Origin of the sequence: Christiangramia crocea (genome assembly GCF_022410465.1) — a bacterium.
GTDB classification, from domain to species: Bacteria; Bacteroidota; Bacteroidia; order Flavobacteriales; family Flavobacteriaceae; genus Christiangramia; species Christiangramia crocea.
In genome coordinates, this window is the sequence record NZ_JAJSON010000018.1 from 95,912 (window position 1) to 116,670 (window position 20,759).

Annotated in this window: 19 protein-coding genes and 1 tRNA gene; 12 read left to right on the forward strand and 8 right to left on the reverse strand. The window is 39.2% G+C overall.

What is annotated here, in order from left to right; all coding sequences use genetic code 11:
• Positions 1 to 15: 15 nt before the first annotated feature.
• Positions 16 to 1,248 carry a transcription termination factor NusA gene (nusA, locus tag LU635_RS07940; protein WP_240097928.1) on the reverse strand — a complete coding sequence of 411 codons (1,233 nt, stop codon included), beginning with the start codon at positions 1,246 to 1,248 and terminating at the stop codon, positions 16 to 18.
• Between the two features lie 12 nt (positions 1,249 to 1,260).
• Positions 1,261 to 1,722: a ribosome assembly cofactor RimP gene (gene rimP, locus LU635_RS07945; protein WP_240098107.1), complete on the reverse strand. Its 462-nt coding sequence runs from the start codon at positions 1,720 to 1,722 to the stop codon at positions 1,261 to 1,263.
• Positions 1,723 to 1,881: 159 nt separating this feature from the next.
• On the opposite strand from rimP, the gene LU635_RS07950 reads away from it, so the two are divergent.
• Positions 1,882 to 2,709 (forward strand): universal stress protein, encoded by an 828-nt coding sequence (locus LU635_RS07950; RefSeq protein WP_240097930.1) that lies wholly within the window; start codon positions 1,882 to 1,884, stop codon positions 2,707 to 2,709.
• Here the strand turns inward: LU635_RS07950 and LU635_RS07955 are convergent.
• The gene (locus LU635_RS07955; RefSeq protein ID WP_240097932.1) at positions 2,706 to 4,226 is read right to left on the reverse strand and encodes a hypothetical protein; all 1,521 of its coding nucleotides are present in this window, start codon (positions 4,224 to 4,226) and stop codon (positions 2,706 to 2,708) included. The two genes, LU635_RS07950 and LU635_RS07955, sit on opposite strands and share 4 nt — an antisense overlap.
• Positions 4,227 to 4,414: 188 nt before the next feature.
• On the opposite strand from LU635_RS07955, the gene LU635_RS07960 reads away from it, so the two are divergent.
• From LU635_RS07960 to LU635_RS07970, 3 genes are all read left to right on the forward strand, one after another.
• Positions 4,415 to 4,636 (forward strand): hypothetical protein, encoded by a 222-nt coding sequence (locus LU635_RS07960; protein WP_240097934.1) that lies wholly within the window; start codon positions 4,415 to 4,417, stop codon positions 4,634 to 4,636.
• Positions 4,637 to 4,726: 90 nt separating this feature from the next.
• On the forward strand, positions 4,727 to 5,344 hold the full coding sequence (locus tag LU635_RS07965; RefSeq protein ID WP_240097936.1) for a metallophosphatase domain-containing protein: 618 nt from the start codon (positions 4,727 to 4,729) through the stop codon (positions 5,342 to 5,344).
• A 133-nt stretch (positions 5,345 to 5,477) separates the two neighbouring features.
• Entirely contained in the window at positions 5,478 to 5,807 is a 330-nt protein-coding gene (locus tag LU635_RS07970; RefSeq protein ID WP_240097938.1) for a hypothetical protein, read from the forward strand.
• A 57-nt stretch (positions 5,808 to 5,864) separates the two neighbouring features.
• On the opposite strand, the gene LU635_RS07975 is transcribed toward LU635_RS07970, so the two are convergent.
• Positions 5,865 to 6,251: a response regulator gene (locus LU635_RS07975; RefSeq protein WP_240097940.1), complete on the reverse strand. Its 387-nt coding sequence runs from the start codon at positions 6,249 to 6,251 to the stop codon at positions 5,865 to 5,867.
• Positions 6,248 to 8,596 (reverse strand): PAS domain S-box protein, encoded by a 2,349-nt coding sequence (locus LU635_RS07980; protein ID WP_240097942.1) that lies wholly within the window; start codon positions 8,594 to 8,596, stop codon positions 6,248 to 6,250. Before LU635_RS07980 ends, LU635_RS07975 begins: the two co-directional genes overlap by 4 nt.
• 446 nt (positions 8,597 to 9,042) lie before the next feature.
• On the opposite strand from LU635_RS07980, the gene LU635_RS07985 reads away from it, so the two are divergent.
• The 5 genes from LU635_RS07985 to LU635_RS08005 all read left to right on the forward strand — a co-directional run bounded on the left by LU635_RS07985 (position 9,043) and on the right by LU635_RS08005 (position 13,291).
• Positions 9,043 to 9,630: a YceI family protein gene (locus LU635_RS07985; protein WP_240097944.1), complete on the forward strand. Its 588-nt coding sequence runs from the start codon at positions 9,043 to 9,045 to the stop codon at positions 9,628 to 9,630.
• Between the two features lie 24 nt (positions 9,631 to 9,654).
• Positions 9,655 to 10,881 carry a hypothetical protein gene (locus LU635_RS07990; protein WP_240097946.1) on the forward strand — a complete coding sequence of 409 codons (1,227 nt, stop codon included), beginning with the start codon at positions 9,655 to 9,657 and terminating at the stop codon, positions 10,879 to 10,881.
• A 103-nt stretch (positions 10,882 to 10,984) separates the two neighbouring features.
• Entirely contained in the window at positions 10,985 to 11,551 is a 567-nt protein-coding gene (locus tag LU635_RS07995; RefSeq protein WP_240097948.1) for a YceI family protein, read from the forward strand.
• Positions 11,552 to 11,646: 95 nt separating this feature from the next.
• Positions 11,647 to 12,915: an acetyl-CoA hydrolase/transferase family protein gene (locus LU635_RS08000; protein WP_240097950.1), complete on the forward strand. Its 1,269-nt coding sequence runs from the start codon at positions 11,647 to 11,649 to the stop codon at positions 12,913 to 12,915.
• Between the two features lie 94 nt (positions 12,916 to 13,009).
• The gene (locus LU635_RS08005) at positions 13,010 to 13,291 is read left to right on the forward strand and encodes a hypothetical protein (protein WP_240097952.1); all 282 of its coding nucleotides are present in this window, start codon (positions 13,010 to 13,012) and stop codon (positions 13,289 to 13,291) included.
• Between the two features lie 299 nt (positions 13,292 to 13,590).
• On the opposite strand, the gene LU635_RS08010 is transcribed toward LU635_RS08005, so the two are convergent.
• A tRNA-Gln gene (locus tag LU635_RS08010) sits at positions 13,591 to 13,663 on the reverse strand.
• Between the two features lie 212 nt (positions 13,664 to 13,875).
• Between LU635_RS08010 and LU635_RS08015 the strand changes: the two genes are divergently transcribed.
• Positions 13,876 to 17,187, forward strand: a complete 3,312-nt coding sequence (locus LU635_RS08015; protein WP_240097954.1) for a glycosyltransferase family 117 protein — start codon at positions 13,876 to 13,878, stop codon at positions 17,185 to 17,187.
• Positions 17,188 to 17,292: 105 nt separating this feature from the next.
• Complete coding sequence (locus LU635_RS08020) at positions 17,293 to 17,970, forward strand: polysaccharide deacetylase family protein (RefSeq protein WP_240097956.1); 678 nt, start codon at positions 17,293 to 17,295, stop codon at positions 17,968 to 17,970.
• Here the strand turns inward: LU635_RS08020 and LU635_RS08025 are convergent.
• A complete protein-coding gene (locus LU635_RS08025) occupies positions 17,954 to 18,250 on the reverse strand; it encodes a thioredoxin family protein (protein ID WP_131394147.1) in 297 nt (98 codons plus the stop codon). The two genes, LU635_RS08020 and LU635_RS08025, sit on opposite strands and share 17 nt — an antisense overlap.
• 74 nt (positions 18,251 to 18,324) lie before the next feature.
• Positions 18,325 to 19,551, reverse strand: coding sequence for a metallophosphoesterase (locus LU635_RS08030; RefSeq protein WP_240097958.1), 1,227 nt, complete (start codon positions 19,549 to 19,551; stop codon positions 18,325 to 18,327).
• Positions 19,552 to 19,706: 155 nt separating this feature from the next.
• On the opposite strand from LU635_RS08030, the gene LU635_RS08035 reads away from it, so the two are divergent.
• Positions 19,707 to 20,684, forward strand: a complete 978-nt coding sequence (locus LU635_RS08035; protein ID WP_240097960.1) for an isoaspartyl peptidase/L-asparaginase — start codon at positions 19,707 to 19,709, stop codon at positions 20,682 to 20,684.
• Positions 20,685 to 20,759 lie beyond the last annotated feature (75 nt).

The window sequence follows — 20,759 nt, forward strand, 5'->3', positions numbered from 1 at the left end:
TAATATAAAAAAATATTATTCTTCAAATTCTGAGCGAAGAACTGCCATCACATCCCTGATGGTTTCTTCCTCAAGGTCTGTACGGCGAACAAGATCGTCAACATCCTGTTCCAGTACAGCCTTTGCCGTATCCAGACCGATTTTTGAAAATTCTGCAATCACCCAATCTTCAATTTCGTCTGTAAATTCTTTCAACTCAACATCTTCTTCAACTCCTTCACGATACACATCAATCTCATAACCCGTCAACTGACCCGCCAATCGAATATTGTGCCCTCCACGACCTATCGCTTTAGAAACCTCTTCAGGCTTTAGCATAACTTCTGCCGTTTTCGCTTCTTCATTCATTTTAATGGAAGTTATCTTAGCAGGACTCAGTGCCCTAGTAATAAATAACTGTTCATTATTAGTGAAATTAATCACATCAATATTTTCATTCCCCAACTCACGTACTATACTGTGAATCCTGGAACCTTTCATTCCCACACATGCTCCAACCGGATCTATCCTGTCGTCATAAGAATCAACAGCTACTTTCGCTTTCTCACCGGGAACACGTACTACTTTCTTAATTGTAATCAAACCATCAAACACTTCCGGGATTTCCTGTTCGAATAACTTCTCAAGGAAACCGGGAGCGGTTCTGGACATTATAATCGTAGGCTTGTTACCTTTTAGTTCCACGCTCTCAATGATCCCTCGTACATTCTCTCCCTTACGGAAGAAATCTGACGGGATCTGGCGGTCTTTTGGAAGCACTATCTCATTTCCTTCATCATCAAGAAGAATAATGGCTCTGTGCCTTATATGATGAACTTCTGCAGTGTAGATCTCTCCTTCAAGATCTTTGAACTGCTTGTAAATATTCGTGTTATCATGCTCATGAATCTTAGAGATAAGATTTTGACGCAATGCAAGAATTGCTCTTCGTCCAAGATCAGCAAGCTTCACTTCTTCGGAAACATCTTCACCCACTTCAAAGTCGGGCTCGATCTTTCTCGCCTGAGTAAGCGAGATCTCCCTGTTAGAATCTTCTACTTCACCATCGGCTACCACCACTCTGTTTCTCCAAATTTCGAGATCCCCTTTATCAGGGTTTACAATAATATCAAAATTATCGTCTTCTCCATACTTTTTCTTTAAAGCATTTCTAAAAACATCCTCTAAAATCGCCATTAAGGTTACACGATCTATGAGCTTATCGTCTTTAAACTCTGAGAATGACTCAATCAACGCGATATTTTCCATATCAATTTGTGATTAAAATGTTATTTTAACTTTTGCTTCCACAATATCAGAATAAGGCAATACGACCTCTTTCTGTACTGTAACTTTTCCTTTTCCTACCGGTTTTGGTTCTCTCGCCTTCCAGGAAAGTTTTATTTCATTTTCATCTGCAGCCACAAGCTCTCCTTCGAATTTATCATCCGCGGTTTTCACCTTTAACTTACGACCTAAGTTTTTTTTGTATTGTCTTGGCATCGAAAGAGGTTCTGAGACTCCCGCTGAAGTCACCTCCAGGGAAAAATCTTCTTCGTCCCTGTCCAGGTTATGCTCTATGGCACGGCTTACCATTATACAGTCATTTACTGAAACTCCTTCATCGCCGTCTATAACGACCTTAATGTTGTTCGCAGAGTTCACATCAAGGCTGATTAAAAATAAGAAATTATTCTCTTCAAAAACCTTCGCTGCTAATTTTTCTACCTTCTCCTTCAGCATATGTTTATAAAAAGAGGGGACTCCTGTCCCCTCGCTGTACTTTTTTAGTTTCAACGCTGCAAATATAGCAATAATTTCCAAGTATAAAAACGTGATAATAAATGAAATATTCTTTGTAGTTTTAAACATACATTCATTCATAAGCTATTACTCACACTCATGAAAAACATCCTTGTTCCTACAGACTTTAGCGACCAGGCAGAAAAAGCACTAAAAGTAGCCGCTCAACTAGCCAGAAAGTTCGACGGAGAGATCTTTTTACTGCACATGCTGGAACTCCCGCTACAACTAATAGACCCGGTTCAGGGAAGCAGCCATAATTTACCGGAAGCTATATTCTTCATGAAACTTGCCCATCAGCGTTTCTCCAATCTAATGAAACAACCGTATCTTAAAGGCCTCAAGGTACACGAAACCGTAGAGTTTCACCGTGCTTTTGATGGCATTATGGAAATTGGACGTGAGAAAAAATGCGACCTTATTGTGATGGGATCTCATGGAGTAAGCGGCTTTCAGGAAATGTTCATAGGTTCCAATACTGAAAAAGTGGTAAGACATTCGGAGATTCCTGTACTGGTGATCAAAAATGAAATCCCCGATTTTGAGATAGACAACTTCATTTTTGCCACAGATGCCAATCCTGAACATAAGCACACCTTAAAAAAAGCAATAAAATTTGCTAATACCATTGGCGCCAAACTCCACCTTCTGTTCGTAAATACTCCGAACAATTTCATGACCAGTGAAGAAGCCAGCGAGAGAATGGCAAAATTCATTGATGAATCAGATCCCGGTAATTACGAGGTTCATATATATAATGACATAAGTGTGGAAAAAGGGATTTTGCACTTTGCTGAAAAGATGCATGCAGGATTAATAGGAATCAGTACTCATGGCCGCAAAGGGCTGGCACATTTCTTTAACGGAAGCATCAGCGAGGATCTTGTAAATCATTCAAACCGGCCGGTGGTAACCTTCAAGATCTAAAGAAAAGCCTTCATAGCACCTTTCCTGATCAGATTCCAGAAATAATTCCAGAAAGATTTGGTTTCATCCCGCGTGAAAGAAACATCTTTATAGTTGGCTTCTTCATTCAATGCTTTATTTCCGACTATTAGATTAGCAAAAAAGGAAACAACAGAATTTTTCTCTTTTCCGTTTTTCTGCAATACCTCTACTTTAAAATCCCTGTATTCCACCCTCATATCTCCTGAAGCACTGTTGTTATTCCCATTGAAATTGAAATACATATTAAGAATTTCACCATTGGCCTTTATGTTCCTGGCAGGAGTAAGAAATTTGTTGATCTGCTCTGCCTGAAGGTGACCCATTTCACCTGAAATATTAAAATGATCATTGTTATTACTAATATCGAATTCCCAGTCTACCCGGAGGTATGCTGTGGTCATAAAATCTGCATTTACATCTATACGGGTTTTTGGAAAATCTTTCTGATTCATCCCAATATTTGTAATATTAGAGATACCGGCATTCAGGTTGGAAAATTCAACTACACCTGTTTCCCTGTCCGGATGAATATTTTCCTCATACTTAATATAAGTATTACGGAGGCTAACAGAATCCAGACCAAGTTTTACAGGAAGCTGCCTGATCATTTTGCTATACAGGGGTTTAACAGCAGTGTCATCAGGTTTGAGTTTATCCCGGTAAATCATGAAATTCACATTATCAATTTCAGTGAGGTCACTTTGTATTTTTAAAGAATCGTTTACTATAGACCAATTGAAGTTTTTCAAGCTGATAGAATCAATACTAAGATCATACCTGTCCTTTTCTACCTTAATAGTTTCCTGATGCCCGCTTTTTGAGTATTTCGGAATGATTTTGAAATTCATGACGTTCAGGTTATTATCGGTAAGAGCTAAATTTTCTGCAGCCATCTCATGCTGTTCATTGAGATCGAAAAAAATACTGTCTAACTCCATAATATCTATTCGATAACCAAAAGGAATTTCCTCTTGTAACGTTTCAGATGTAATTTTCACCCTTTGGAGCAGGACTTTATTAATCGAAGTAAATAATTTATGCTGTGAGCTATCCTTACCAAAAATTTGTAAACTTCCACCTTTAATATTTACATCCTTAATAAGAAGTTTGTTTTTGAATTTCTTTTTGTTCGCTTTACCGGTGGAATCTTTAGGTTTTGACCTTTTATAAATCTTTACAACCGGTTGGGAAATATCGAGGTTACCAATAATTATATTCTTTTTCGTGATATAATCCCATAAATGAATATCATTAATCTTTATGGTATCCACCTTAAGTGTTTTAGAGCCTGTATTAAAATAGGGATTGATAACTTCAGCTTTCCTGCTAAGAATACTTACATCTACTTTATCATAAGTGGCACTAACTTTTTTCAGGTTTTCCTCCAGGCTTTTTTTTATACGGCTTTCAGCATAATTGTTCAGTCCGATTAATAGAATTGCAAGACCTGCTATAACAGTCAGGACTATATAAGTGATTTTAGCAGATCTTTTCAAAAGGCGTGATCGTATTGGTTTAAAACCAATTTACAATTCCAGGCAACTTATAAGGCAGTGTTTAAGAGTTTTTAACTTAAAAGATTGTAAGACAGCAGCTCCCTTAGTTAAATATTCGTCAAACTTAATTCTTTACTTTTCCGGTACGATAATTGGGTGGTATATTTGACCAGATTCAAAAAGAAAAAATGTTTTTCAAATTCGGCATTAAAATATTGTTTGTAGTTATCGAGATCTTCCTTGGATTCTACAGTCTTCTTATCAGCGACAGTTTGTTATTGAAATTTATATTTTTTGCCGTTACCGCTGCCATCATCGCTTTTGGAATGCTAAAATCGCTAAACAGGGTTCTTCCCAGCGATAATGATTATATAAAGTTGAATCCGGAAGAGGAAGAAGAGGCAGAATAATTTTTTATAAAAACTTCAGAAGATACGATCTGTTGCTGTAGCCAACGGATTTTTTTATTTACATTGGCATTTCAATTTAATCAGGATTCCATGAGGCTCATTTGCCTGGCCGACACTCATAACCAACATCACGATATACCTATTCCGGAAGGAGACATCCTTATTCATGCAGGTGACTGTACCGATGGCGGAACGAGGAATGAGACCTCAGATTTTCTTCAATGGCTCTCCGGCCAACCCCATAAATATAAGATACTTGTACCCGGAAATCATGATTTTTATTTTCAAAAACCTGAAAACCTAAAACACATCCCTGAAGACATACACCTTTTAATAGATAAAGGTGTCGAAATTGAAGGTCTGCAGTTTTGGGGATCCCCTTTCACCCCCGGAATTGGAAACTGGGCTTTTAGCCGCGAAAGAGGATCGGATATAAAAAAGCACTGGGACCTTATCCCGAAAACTACAGATATCTTAATTACCCACACACCACCATATGGAATTCTGGACCAGATTGGCAGTGGAGTGAATCTGGGATGTGAAGAACTAGGCAAAGCCTTACAAATTGTCCAGCCGACATATCATTTGTTTGGACATATTCATCATTCCTCTGGCAAATTAATGCGCTCCAGTAGCCAGTATTTCAACTTATCCATACTTGATGAACGCTTTAGGATCATGAGTTCCCCGGTGGTCCTGGATTTATAAAGTAAACATCTTCTTAATTCCGGCCTCTTGAAGTTAAATATTTATTAACGAGGGAAGTATTACATTTTTTTTAACAGCTTTTATACGCTCTAGTAGTATTTTAGCCGTGATGAAAATGATGAAAACGATACCTATGAAAACAAGCACTACTCCCGAAATAATAGATGAAATTAAGAATCTAATTTCTTACAGTATTACAAATAGGACCATGGAGAATTCTAATTTCCAGACTATGCATCGCGCCATCATCAAGAAATACTTCGAGGCGAAACATGTAAATATAAATTACAAAGAGCAAACTATCGATATGCAGCTTCCGGTTGGCAATAAAAGATATACCAGCATCACATTTGAATGTCAGAACCTGGAGAGATTCTTGAGGTCCTGCCTTAAAAAGGATGAAAAGAGCCTTTTCTTCTATCAAAGTCTGCTAACTCACTATAATGTGATTTCCGCTGCATAATTTAAAGAATTATCCCCAATAATTGGTATAAGCCTCGGTCCCTACGCCGGGCTTTTTTTATTTTACAGCTTTCCCAATCTCAATCAGTTGATCCACCTTAATTGGTTTGGACAAGAAGCCTGCAAGGCCGGAGAATTCTTTCAGTTTTTCCTTATCTGAATAGGCTATTGAGGAAGTGACAATATAAATAGCACATTCATTAAAGAGGGAAGGATATGACTTCTGGAGTAGCTCAATGAACTGCCAGCCATCCATTCCAGGCATATTTATATCAAGTAAGATCACATCCGGGAGGCTTGTTTCAGGATTTCTAAGGTCTTCAAGTGCATCACTGGCCCTCATATAAAAGACGGCCCTTTCAAAAACCTCTGCCCTGGCAATTAGCTTCCTGATGATCTTTTGATAGATCTCATCATCGTCTATAACACAAATGCCCTTTCTCATTTAAAATCAACTTTAAAGGTAGTACCTATATCAGGTTTGCTTTCCACCTCTACCGTTCCACCCATGGCATTGATCTGATTTTTAGTAATAAATAATCCTACTCCACGGCCATCCTGCCTTCCTGAAAAAGTTTTATATAATCCAAAGACCTTATCTCCATGTTTGTTCAAATCTATACCAATACCATTATCTTTTATTTCCAAAGTCCAATTAGAATCCTCTTTATATCCTTTTATACTTATCTCGGGCTGTCTATCTGGATGACTATATCTCAAAGCGTTAGTAATAAAGTTTAACAGTACGCTTTCCATATAGGCCGAGTTGAAAGACACGACCATCTCCCCGGGTACTTCATTAATTATACGGGCATCTTTAGATTTTATTTGCAAGCCCAAAATTTCAATGGCCTTATCTAAATACGCTGAAACATTGATTGGTTCCACTCCAATATCAAGATTCGTATTAATGGAAACCACTTCATTAAGATCATGCAGCGACTGATTAAGATTATCGGAAACATTCTTAAGCAAAGCTATATAATTCCTTTTTTCCTTTTCAGAATCTTCAAAATCATAAAGTTCTAAGATCGATTCAAGATTACTGGAATGAGAACGTAAATTATGAGACACGATATATGCGAAATTAAGGAGTCGCTTATTCTGTTCCATCACTAACTCATAAGATTTAACCAGGTTCAGTTCTGCTTCCTTTTTACCAGTAATATCTCTTAAATTTACGATATACCCCTCAATATTCTTTTCTTCCAGAAAATTAGTAAGTGTCGCATTAACCCAGATCCAGCTGGAACTGCTGGTCTTTACCCGCATAATGATTTCAGAATATGGCTTTCCAGGATTAGTTCGTACTCTTTTGAGTTTCTCTATTAAGAGGCAACGTTCCTCCGGATGGATCAAAGAAAAAATATCGTTTCCGGAACAAAGAAGTTCATCATAGCCCGTAATACGCTTAAAAGAAGGAGAACAGTAAACGGCTTCCCCCCTATTGTTGATAATAAGAATAACTTCATTGGAGTTCTCTACCAGAGACCTGAAACGCTTTTCATTTTCTACCAGTTCCTGTTTTGCCTTTACCCGAGCCGAGATATCCTCTACTATAGCAATGTGGGATGTCGCTTCCTGATCTTTTTTCCATAATGCGGATACATGGAGTCCAACCCAGATATAATCTCCTTTTTTTTGTTTAAGTCTTTTCTTTAAACTGTACTCTCTTATCTCATTATTTTTCAATTTTTTCATAAGCTTCTGGTTCTCCTCAATATCATCTTCATGAGAGACATCCAAATAATGCATAAGCTTAAGTTCCTCTTCGGAATATCCAATCAATTCCTGAAACCGTTTATTTGTTTCCTGGATCATTCCTGTCTTTGAATCAACCCTTACCATGCCAATAGCGGCCTGATTAAAAATAGTCCTGAAACGCAATTCACTTTTTGCGAGCTCTCCAGCCTGTTCTTTAACGCGTGCCTCAAGAATTAAAGGCTGTTTCAGGGTATTATAAATGATCCATCCAAATGCTCCTGAAAGAATAAGCATCAGAAATGCAACCGGCACCACAGTATAGAAAGGCTGATAGGGATCTACCGGAATTATATAAATCTTCCATTCTCCATCGGGAAAGGTTAAATATTCGGAATAGGACTCGTTAATCCCGGAGACATCTTTAAGAAAGAATTCCTCTTTTGCCGTGGAAGGATTTATCTTGGAAAACTGAAATTTGTACTTCTCGCCTGAAAGTTCCCGTATCCCGGATTGATCAATGAGATTATTAAAATCTATAATTACCGCAACAAAACCCCAGAACTCATTCTTTATAAACACAGGAAGCCTCCCCACAATGGCCAGTCCGCCCTGCTTGAGTTCAAAAGGACCTCCAAAGAACATACGCCGTCTCTCTATAGCTTTAAAAGCTTCTTCGTTCCGAGTACTATCCTTTAAAATATTATAATTAATCGCTGCTTTATTCTCCTCGTAAGGATACACTTTTGTGATAATGCCATCAGGAACTATCTCAATTGCATCTATATTGGAATTATTGTCAACCAGCTGAGGAGCTACCTCATCAAAATTTTCAATCCTACCCTCTGCATCAATCTGCAAAGCCAGGGAAAGGGCTGCAGAATAACTATATTTAAGAGACTGGTCAATATTTTGCTCAACCACATCTATAATGCTTTCCATTTCACTTTGACGGGATTCTACCAGGATCTGGTAGCGTTGCCACAGCATAAATAATCCACCCAACAGAAGAAACAAAAATGCCAGAATACCTATAAGTAATGGTTTCCTTTGAGAAAGGATATCTGAGTTTTTAATTTTCTGTGCCATGGAAAAGCTTAAGATCTAGCTCAGGGCTTTAATTTTAAGGAGTCCAAATATAGCTAATTACTTGTAAATAGGAAGATTAATTCCGGGAAGGGATATTTCAGGGAAATGAGTTCTGAGTTTTGAAGGTTAGAAGAAAAAATCAGATTTACAATTTTAAATTTGAAACTGAACCTTCCTATGGTTCTGGCGAGGCGAAGTTGAAACCGGTATTTTTAATTTTGAATGATGAATTTTTAATTAAAAATTCATTTAAAAGTAGATTTCTTAATACGCATGAAATGACTTTGTCTTATAATTTCCAAAACTCAGCACTTCCCCCACTTACTTTAACTGACAATTATCAGCTTTTATGTTCTAAGCAGGAAAAAAAACCAAAACCTGATTCCCGTCATATTTTACCATGCACTCCTGCTGCAACTTTGTACTGATTTAAAAACGCAATTATTATGAAAAGTTACGGCACAATTAAAGTTTTGATTACAGCCATGATTGTGAGCATAGGAATGAACATGAATCTTAATGCCCAATCTTACACACTTAACAATAAGTCTTCCAGTCTTATAGTAGAAGGAACCTCTAACATCCATGACTGGACAATGGAAGCTGAAAGCACCAGCGGAACAATTTCGGCTGAAATGGACGAAGGAAAGCTGGAAGAAATAGATGCACTGCGCTTTACTGCAGAAGCAGAAGGTTTAAAAAGCGGTAAGAGTGGAATGGATAAGAACGCCTATAAAGCTCTAAATACCAGTAAGTATAAAAAGATCACTTATGAGCTAAAGAATGTAAAGGAGATCACAGGTTCCAATGGAAACTATAAAGCAAAAACCACAGGAAGCCTTGAGATCGCAGGCGTTAAAAAGGATATTGCACTTAATTTTAACCTAACAATAAGCCCCGACAAGATCATATTAAAAGGAGAACACAACTTAAACATGACAGACTATGGCGTAGAACCACCAACTGCAATGTTCGGTACTATCACTACCGGCGAAACCGTAAAAATCAAATTTGAAACACACTTTAATAAATAAACTTCAATCTAAACATTTAACAAGATGAAAACTACTATCCAATATTTAAGTTTAGTGCTTATAGCACTGTTAGCGATGCCAGCGATGGCTCAAACGCAAAGGGATCTGGATAACTTCCGTTACCGCGATCAAAGAGGTATTAACATGTTCGAAGCTCCAAAAGACACGGCTTCTACTTTTGACGGAGTACATGTAAGAGTAGGTGGAGCTTCCACTATCCAATTACAAGGACTAAGACAGGAAAATTCTTCAGGGGAGGACGATCTTACAGAACTTGGAACTAATTTCAACCTTGCTACTGCCAACCTTGATCTTGATGTGGCATTAGCTCCAGGTATGAGAATGCACTTGAGAACATATCTTTCTTCTCAACACCACACTGAAGCATACGTTAAAGGTGGATACATCCAGATCGATGGTCTTGAATGGATCAGCGAGGACCTTGCAGGGGTTATGGACAACTGGAGAATTAAAATCGGGCATATGGAGAACAACTATGGTGACGCTCACTTTAGAAGGTCTGACAACGCGATGGCTCTTTACAACCCATTCGTAGGGAACTACCTGATGGACGCCTTTACTACCGAAGTTGGTGCAGAAGTGTACTACATGAATGGACCATGGTTAGCAATGGTAGGTTTTACTAACAGTACAATTAACCAAAGTTCCGTAAAAAGCGATAGAGATCCTTCTTACCTTGCCAAATTTGGTTATGACAAGCAAATAAGTGAAGATTTCAGATTTAGATTAACAGGATCTGTATTCCACTCTGGATTCAGACCAATTGGTTCAAGAGGAGCTACACAATACCTTTACAGTGGTGACCGTGCAGGATCAAGATATTACAATGTAATAGAGGGTGATTTCAGAGCTGGTAGAATTAACCCTGCCCAAGGAGAAGAACTTACTTCTTTCATGATCAACCCATTCGTAAAAGTTGGAGGACTTGAGTTCTTTGGAATCTATGAAAATGCATCAACTGAAAATGATGACTGGAATCAATTTGCAGGTGAGCTTATCTACCGCTTTGGTCAGGATGAAGACTTCTACTTAGGTACTCGCTACAATACTGCCAGCAATGATGATGTTTCTGTTAATCGTTTCAACCTAGGTGCTGGTTGGTTCTTGACCAAAAACGTTCTTGCGAAAATTGAGTACGTAAACCAGCAGTATAACGACTATCCTGCCGGAACAGTTTACGACGATGCACAATTCGACGGATTCAACATTGAAGCAGTGATTAGCTTCTAATATTTAAAACCTTAATTTCGGGCAGAGTTTTTGAATAAGATCCCCCAAGCTTATTGAAAACTTTGCCCGAATTAATTTAAAGTAAAACCTAAATTCTCCTATCATGAAAAATCTTTTAACGTGCATATGTGGTTTGCTTTTCTGCGCCGGTCTTATGGCACAGAAAGATTTTGAAAAGGAAACCCTAAGAATTTTACCAGAAAGCGAGCTAATTATTGCAGGGAGCACAAACGTTAATAAATTTGACTGCCGCTTTGATATAGGCCTGATCACCAACACCAGGTCCATTAAATACTCCTTTGAAGAAAATTACCTTTACTTCCCTGAGCTTAACCTCCATCTAAGCATAAATGGTTTTGACTGTGGCAACAGAAGAATGAATGAGGATTTTTGTGATCTTCTGAAATCTGAAACATATCCTGAAATAAAAATAAAAATTGATAAGATAGAGCTCATTTCAGCACAATATTCCAAAGCCTATATTACCGTAAAACTTGCCGGAGTAGAGAATATGTATAATCTGCCTGTTCAAATTGAAGAAGATCGTTTTAAGGGGCAGTTCAAAATGAATATTCGTGATTTTGGCCTGGAACCTCCAACCAAAGCCCTTGGCCTTATCGAGGTAAATGAAGAGATCGAGGTACGATTCAATCTTCTGGTCCAAAGGTAAAAGCCTAAATATTCCCATTATTTTTTCTTAAATTTTCTTGAGGTATTAATACCTTGAGTGTCTAATTTTTTTTTGAAAAATTGTTTATGGAAACTATGAAGATAGTATCGGCTCAGGAAGCTGTAAAAGAAATAAAATCTAATCAAAGAGTATTTCTACAGGGAGCTGCAATGACTCCAAATGTACTTATAGACGCTCTTTGTGAGAGATATCAGGAACTTAAGAACGTAGAGTTCATTCAGATCCATACTGAAGGAAATGCTCCTTATACCGAGGCGCCTTACAATGAATCTTTCAGAACAAACACCTGTTTTGTGGGATCAAACGTTAGAAAGGCTGTCAACTCAAATCATGGGGCTTATATCCCGATCTTTTTAAGTGAGATCCACCAGCTATTCAGGCAGAATATTCTGCCGCTGGATTTTGCCTTTATTCAGGTTTCCCCTCCCGACAAGCACGGTTATTGCTCGCTGGGCGTTTCTGTAGATATTGCATTACCAGCCATTCAGAATGCCAAAAAGGTGATCGCACAAATTAATCCAAATGTACCAAGAACTCATGGTGACGGAATTATTCATATAGACCGGATCTATTCGGCTGTTGAAGTAGACCAGCCTATTCACTCCGCTCATCTCACCGAGCCCACAAAGGTTGAAACCATGATAGGAAAACATATCGCAGGTTTAATTGAAGATGGCGCTACCTTACAAATGGGAATTGGCGGGATTCCAAATGTGGTCCTTAATAATCTCACCAATCACAAAAGACTTGGAGTACACACCGAAATGTTTTCAGACGGTGTACTTCCACTAATTGAAAAAGGCGTGATCACCGGAGAGGAAAAATCTATTAAAACCGGTAAAATGGTTACCTGCTTTGCCATAGGTTCACCAAAACTATATGATTTTATAGATGACAACCCGCTGGTACATTTCAAGGAAGCAGCCTACACAAACGATACGGCGATAATCAGGCAGAATCCTAAGGTAACCGCAATAAATTCAGCAATAGAGATAGACCTCACCGGCCAAGTATGTGCCGATACTATTGGGAAATACCAGTATTCAGGTGTAGGCGGACAGATGGATTTTATAAGAGGGGCAGCCCTTTCAGAAGGTGGAAAAGCCATTATCGCCATGCCCTCTGTCACCAACAAAGGAATTTCCAAGATCGTCCCATATCTTAAAGAAGGCGCCGGTGTTACCACTACACGTGCCCATGTTCATTATATAGCCACAGAATACGGAATTGTAGACCTGTTTGGGAAAAATTTGAAACAGAGAGCCGAGGCTCTAATTTCTATCGCACACCCTGATCACCAGGAGGAACTTTCTAAGCAGGCTTTTGAACGCCTTAATTCATAGAGATTTTTTACAAAACCGGTGTAAAGCTGAGATTCATCATATTTTAGAAAGAGTTCCATCCATACTTTTACCGTGTAATTAAAAAACCGGAGGCATGAAATTATACACAAAATTGTATGAGGATTTCGAGGAGATGTATCTTGGTTATGCTGCACTGGCCATCATCGCTTCAAGTTGTTTAGGATCTGTTGCTGCAATGCTCATTCTTATGAATGGTCACGGATTTTGGAATATGGTTGAACTATTCCTGGTAGTGTCTGTATGTATGGGTTTTAATGCAGGTGTGCTGGCCCAGTTAAAAACGAAAGTTGTATTTAATAGTTTGATAATTAGCCTGGCTGTAAGTATTATTTTAATTATAGCAAATTCAATTTAGCTCCTAATATTTAAAATAAGATCAAAGCTAAATTCCATGATCGCCTCTTCAAGATTCCTTACGGTGATTTTCTGAAGAGGTGATCCTTTTTTTAAAAGTCATAAGTTTTAAGACTGTAAGCCCGGGTGGAGTCGGGGCTACTTTTTAATTTTGAACACTGAATACTTGCAAAGGTCTTTACGAGGACCAGCCATAGAAAACTCTAATTAAACAGCTGTAAGTTTTAAGCACAGGATAAACTTCTCACAATATCAGAAACAAAAAAAGCCTGAACTCACGTTCAGGCTTTTTACACTTTGTTGGCCTACTAGGGCTCGAACCTAGACTCTTCTGGACCAAAACCAGACGTGTTGCCAGTTACACCATAGGCCAATGCTTAAATGCGGATGCAAATTTAAGACAAAGTTTATTTTACACAAACTTTTTCTAAGAATTTTACCCAAAAAATCTGCTTATTTACTCACTTATTTTATTGCTGCTTCATTTTCAGCTTTTTCCAAAATAAACGCTTTTATCCATCGTTTTGAAAGCATTCAGCATTTTATTATTAAATTCGCCACTTTAGTACAACTACACTACTATTTATGACAAATTTTAACTTTGGTAAGTGGAACAAAATTCTGGGCTGGCTGGTTTTTGTTATCGCTTTGACCACATATACGCTTACACTGGAACCAACGGCTAGTTTCTGGGATGCCGGTGAATACATTGCTACTTCCGCTAATCTTGAAGTGGGACATCCTCCCGGGGCCCCTTTTTACCAGATGATGGGTGCATTCTTTGCCACCTTTGCTCCGGATAATGGTTCTGTAGCACTTATGATAAACTTCATGTCCGGATTTGCAAGCGCCATTGCGATCTTGTTCATGTTCTGGTCTATAACGATTTTAGTACTAAAAGTTGCCGGGCCTGTCGATAAACTAAGTACCTCAAAAAAAATAGCTATCCTGGGAAGTTCCCTTGTAGGCTCTCTTGCATTCACTTTTACCGATAGCTTCTGGTTCAATGCCGTTGAAGCTGAAGTATATGCTATGGCAGCCTGCTTTATGTCGGTTATGTTCTATCTCGGCCTTTTATGGGAAAGGGATATGTTCACACCAAGAGGTAACCGATGGATCATCCTGATCTCGCTCGTAATAGGACTGTCCTTCGGAGTTCACTTTATGGGACTGCTAACACTTCCGGCTATTGGCTTCTTGTATTTCTTCAAGAATTATAAGAAAGTAACCGTAAAGAATTTCATTGTTGCGAACATAGTAGTGGTCGCGGTATTGATGTTCATTTTTAAACTTTTATTACCATATACCCTAACCTTTTTCTCTGCTTCGGAACTGTTCTTTACCAACAGCCTTGGCCTTCCATTTAATACTGGAACCATAGTCGCATTGCTGGTAATAGTGGGAATTTTCTATTTCGGCATCAACTATACCCGGAAAAAGAATCTTTATAAATACAATACTCTTCTTCTTTGTATTCTGTTTGTTCTAATAGGATTCTCAAGCTGGGTGATGCTTCCAATTAGAAGCAACGCTCCCACGGTGATCAATGAGAACAGTCCGGATAATGCAAGAGAATTACTGGCCTACTATAACCGTGAGCAGTACGGTGAAACCCACCTGTTTTATGGACCGCAATGGTCTGAGATGTATTCCGGTCTGGATGCTGAAAATCCATATGAAGACGCGAAGCCAAAATATGAAAAGGATGAAGAACTTGGCAAATATGTGATCGTTAACGATTACAAGAATGCCAAACAGAATCTGGATGATGATCATAAGGCGATCCTTCCCCGCATGTGGAGCACAGAACATGCCGTAAACTATATGGAATTCACAGGGCCGCTGGATTTTAAGGTAAAACCCGAGTACCAGGGAGAAGAAAGACTGATTTCTGCTGTAAATGAATTCAGGAACCAGTATTCCCGTGGAGAAAGGGACATAGAAGATTATCATAAGTTCCTGAGTCAGTTTAGTGAATATCTGGATGTTGAAAAACCCAGTTTTGCTGAAAACATAGCCTATTTACTGGAATACCAGATTGGGTATATGTACTGGCGTTATTTCATGTGGAACTTTACAGGACGCCAGGATGATATCCAGGGAAAATATAACGACCTGCACGGAAACTGGTTGAGCGGAATAGATTTAATCGACGAAATGCATATTGGCTCTCAGGAAAACCTGCCTTCAGATGTTAAGAACAACAAGGCAAGGAATACCTATTATTTTCTTCCGCTCATCCTTGGGCTAATTGGTTTTGTATTTCAGCTTAAACGCGATAAGAAAAATTTCTGGGTGCTCATGGTATTCTTCCTTTTTACGGGGATCGCACTAAAGATCTATCTTAACGAAAGACCTTTTGAACCGCGGGAAAGAGATTATGCTCTGGTGGGCTCGTTCTATGTATTTGCTATTTGGATAGGATTCGGGGTGTATGCTTTGTTTGATAAACTCCGAAGATCCCTGAGTGCGAAAATAGTAGCACCGGCAGTAATAGCGGTGAGTTTACTTTGTGTTCCGGTTCTGCTGGCCTCAGAGAACTGGGATGATCATGACCGCTCTGGCAGGGATTCTGCCTTTATAATGGCTAAGATGTACCTGGACTCGGTTGATGAAAATGGAATATTATTTACCATAGGTGATAATGACACCTTTGCCCTCTGGTATGTACAGCAGGTAGAAAAATACAGGACCGATGTCAGGATTGTGAACACCAGCCTCCTTGCTACAGACTGGTACATTGACCAAATGAAAAGAAAGGCCTTTGAAAGTGAACCGGTTCCCTCACAGCTGGAAAATGAATTCTACAATGGTAAGAACGATGCTATTTTCTTAAGGGAGGTCACCCAGGACACAATTCCTATCGATACCTGGATGAATTATATCGAAAATGAAGATCCAAGAACCAAGGCAGAACTTCAGAGCGGATCTATGATCAATACCTTTCCTTCCAGAAATGTGCGGATACCTGTAGACAAGCAAACTGTACTGGAAAACGGAATCGTTGACGAATCTGAAGCAGACCAGATCGTTGATCATATAGATATCACAATTGGAGACCAGATCCTGTATAAAAACCGTCTGCTCATGATGGATATACTGGCCAACAACGACTGGGAAAGACCTATCTATTTTACCGGAGGCAGCTTTGGGGATGACGATTATCTCTGGATGAAAGACTATCTTCAGCTGGAAGGAGTGGCTTATAAACTCGTTCCAATTAGAACGCCGCTGGACCCAAGAAATCCTTTCGATATGGGCCGGGTGAATACCGAAAAGATGTATAATATTGTCAAGAACTGGGACTGGGGCAATATGGGTTCTGCAGACATCTATCATGATCCTGAAACCAGAAAGAACAGCATTACATATCGAAGTAATCTGGCAAGGCTTACCGAAAACCTTCTGAATGAAGGCGATACCATTCATGCTGAAGAAGTCCTTGATCTCGGAATGAAACATATGCCGGTTGAATATTATGAATACTACACGTTACTAGAACCATTCATAAGTGGTTATTATGAAGTCAACCAACCTGAAAAAGCGAGGCAGATATGGGAGAAAGTAGCTGAAAAATACCAGGAAAACCTCACTTTTTATAGTAACTGGGATGTGGACCGCCAGTACCTGTATGCCGATGAGATAATAACCGATATGGAACGTTATCGCGGATTGGTAGATCTTCTTTCGGTTTACGAAGACCGGGATACCGTAACCCGGAAAGCGGAAGAATTTAACAGTTACCTGCGTTTATTCAGGCATTTCTACAGACAGGAGGAAGAGTTTGACACCGAAGTACAGTCACCTCAGCAAGAGGTGCTGGAAGAAGGAATTGATGGCGCCGCACCGGCTCCAAGCAATATTGATTCTATGGCTTTGGATTCAGTTCAAAATTAAGTAATGTGCTAAAGTCATTATGAGTCGAAGGCGAAGCAATCTTTAAAAACCACGAAAGATTGTTTCGTCTTTGCTTTATACTGAAAAGTTCCAATATTAAGGATTATGAAATTCTTCCTGCCAAAATATCCCGCATTGCTGAAATGGCTTTACCCACAGAGGATTTCCCGGATAAATAAGGCCAATTCCATCTATCTGACATTCGATGATGGGCCCGTGCCTGAAGTCACTCCCTGGGTACTGGATGAGCTTAAGAAATTCAATGCCAGAGCTACTTTTTTTTGTATTGGAGAAAACATTGCAAAGCATCCTGATATTTTTAAAAGAATTATACTGGAAGGTCATACCATTGGTAATCATACTCATAATCACCTGGATGGATGGAAAACTTCGGCACCCGGTTATATGGAAAATATAAAGCTCGCTGAGGAAAGAATATCTTCTCTGCAAAGCGGCAGTAAGCATCCAGAAAAAGAAAAGAGAATAGAGAGCAGTCCCTTTTTCAGACCCCCCTATGGAAAAATTAAAAACTCCCAGGCAAGAATGGTCAGAAATGCGGGTTATAAGATCGTAATGTGGGATGTGATCAGTGGTGATTACAATCAGAATTTTTCCGCTGAAAAGTGTTATAAAAATGTAACCGAAAATGCCGTACCCGGTAGTACCATCGTTCTTCACGACTCCATAAAAGCCTTCGGGAATCTTCGGGTATTCCTTCCCAGGATTTTAGATTATTATAAAGAAAAAGGAATTGAATTCCGTAGTCTTAAAGATATTCCTTAAGTAAGCCTATAAGTGTATTGGCATCCTGCTCGCCACTATGCCGCCATTTCATTTCGCCGGACTTGTAGATCATTAATGTTGGCAACCCTTTGACTCGAAGAGCTTCAGCGAGTTGTGAATTTTTATCCACGTCTATTTTTATCACTTTAGCCTTGTCGCCCATTGCCGCGGCAACATCTCTTAAAACCGGATGCATGGCTACGGAAGCCTCATTCCATTCGGTATAGAAATCCAACAAAACAGGGATCTTTAAATCTACTAATTCACCAAATTTTGACATAATTCAGGATTTAATTTCAGCCTACGGCAGCCATAATAATGACAGCTTAAATCAAATATAGCAAAATCTTCTAATTAAGCGGGTTTCGGACCCTTTTTCAACTCGATAACACTAATTTCCGGCCAGATACCAACCCGGCCCGGATAAGCCAGAAATCCGAAGCCACGATTCACGTTGATATAACGCCCCGCTTCCTCATAAATCCCAGCCCAGTGCTTATAGCGATACTGAACAGGACTCCACTTGAACCAGCCAGGAATCTCGATCCCAAATTGCATTCCATGAGTATGCCCGCTAAGTGTTAAATGATAATGTTTTTCATGTGCTTTCACCTCTTGTTCCCAATGAGAAGGATCATGACTTAACAGAATCTTGAAATCTTCTCTATCAACACCTGTTCCTGCCTTTTCCAGATCTCCGGCTTTTTTAAACCCGCCAGCGCCCCAGTTCTCCACTCCAACCACAGCGATTCTTTCTCCATTCTTTTCGATGAATCGGTTCTCATTCAGAATTAGGTCCCAGCCCATATCTGCATGCGTCTTCTTTAGTTTTTCTAGGTTCTTCGTTTTGGCTTCCTCACTCTCCCAGTTATGATAATCCCCATAATCATGATTTCCCAGAATCGAAAAAACCCCATCTCTTGCATTCACCCGGGAAAACATTGTCTTCCAGTCTTCCATTTCAGAAGCAAGGTTATTTACAAGATCACCTGTGAATACCACCAGGTCACTATCCTGTTCTTTTAACAGTTCAATTCCATATTCGATCTTATTCTTGTTATCAAAACTTCCGCTATGAATATCACTGATCTGGCTAATCCTGTAACCGTCAAAAGCATCAGGAAGATCCTCAAAGTATAAGGTATACCTCAAAACACGAAAATCATATTTCCCTTTATACATCCCGTATAACAAAGAAGCAAAAGGAATTGCTGCCAGACCAATAGCCACAGTACTTAAAAATTTTCTCCTTGACGGAATTGAAAAAGCCTCAGACTCACCAAATATTCTCTGGATCCCAGCAATGGGAACTCTTACTATATCCTCCCCCAGCATGATCACAGCAAGCACTATTTTTGAAACGAAGAATGCAAGAAAGATGCCTATGGCATATCCCCGGCCACCAGAAAATGTTCCTCCCTCATTAGGATGGTTGAACTGAAGTATAAGATTCCCTATTACTATTGCAGAGACGACAAAATAAATTATGGCAATCCAGGTATTCTTAGAAAAGCTTCGAACTGCCTGGTATCCATAAATATCGACCAGAAAGTAAAAGGCAAGCAGGATGATCCAACGCATTGATAGAAATTTTTTACGAATATAAGTTTAATGCAAAGCTTTTTGATTTACATAATGATAATTTAATCTGATGGTTTTCCAAATATTATCGATAGTACACTAAGGTTTAGTCTTTCATTTTTCAAAATCCTATCTTTAAGAAATTTTTTTCAAAAATGAAACGTAGAAATTTCTTAAAAAATGCCGGAATGGCGGGAGTGGCTTTAAGTACTACACCCTCGCTCATTTCCCAATCTGCCTTAAATAATCTGAAAATGCTAAAACCATCCCCGGTAGCCGTGGCTACATGGAATTTTCAAAATGCGACCAAAATGGCCGGAACTATGCTTTACAGTGGTGCCAGTGCGCTGGATGCTGTAGAAAAAGGAGTAATGATAGAAGAATCTAATTTGAAAAACACCACAGTAGGGAATGGCGGAGCTCCAGATCGTGATGGAAATGTGACCCTGGACGCCTGCATAATGTCGCCGGAAGGAAATGCAGGATCTGTGGTTTACCTGAAAGAAATTGAACATCCGGTGTCGGTGGCCCGTAAAGTCATGGAAGAAACCCCTCATGTTATGCTCGCAGGAGAAGGCGCCCTTCAATTTGCGATTCAGCAGGGATTCAAAAAAAAGAACCTGCTTACGGAAGAATCTGAAAAGGCCTGGAAAGAATGGTTGAAAGATAAAGAATACAAACCCATTATCAATATTGAAAATCACGATACCATTGGGATGCTGTGTATCGATGAGAATGGCGATATGGCGGGAGCCTGCACCACTTCAGGCTTAGGTTATAAAATGAATGGAAGAGTTGGCGATTCTCCCATAATAGGAGCTGGATTATACCTGGATAATGAAGTTGGCGGTGCCGTTGCTACGGGAATGGGAGAAGCAATAATGAAAAGCCTGGGAAGCTTTTTGGTAGTAGAGTTAATGAGACAGGGAAAATCACCACAGGAAGCCTGTGAAGAAGCAGTAATGAGAACAGTGAATAAAGATCCGAATTATAAGGATTTCCAGATTGCTTTTGTTGCAATGAACAAAGCCGGAGAAATTGGTTCCTATTGCATTCATAAAGGATTTACTTATGCCAAATATTATGAGGGAGAGAGCACCAACAATCCAAGCTCTTCTTATTTAAATGAGTAACTATTCTGTCACGCTATTGAAATTTCAGATTTTTTTTGAAGAACTGAAAATTACTGCCTTCATTACTCCAGGGTT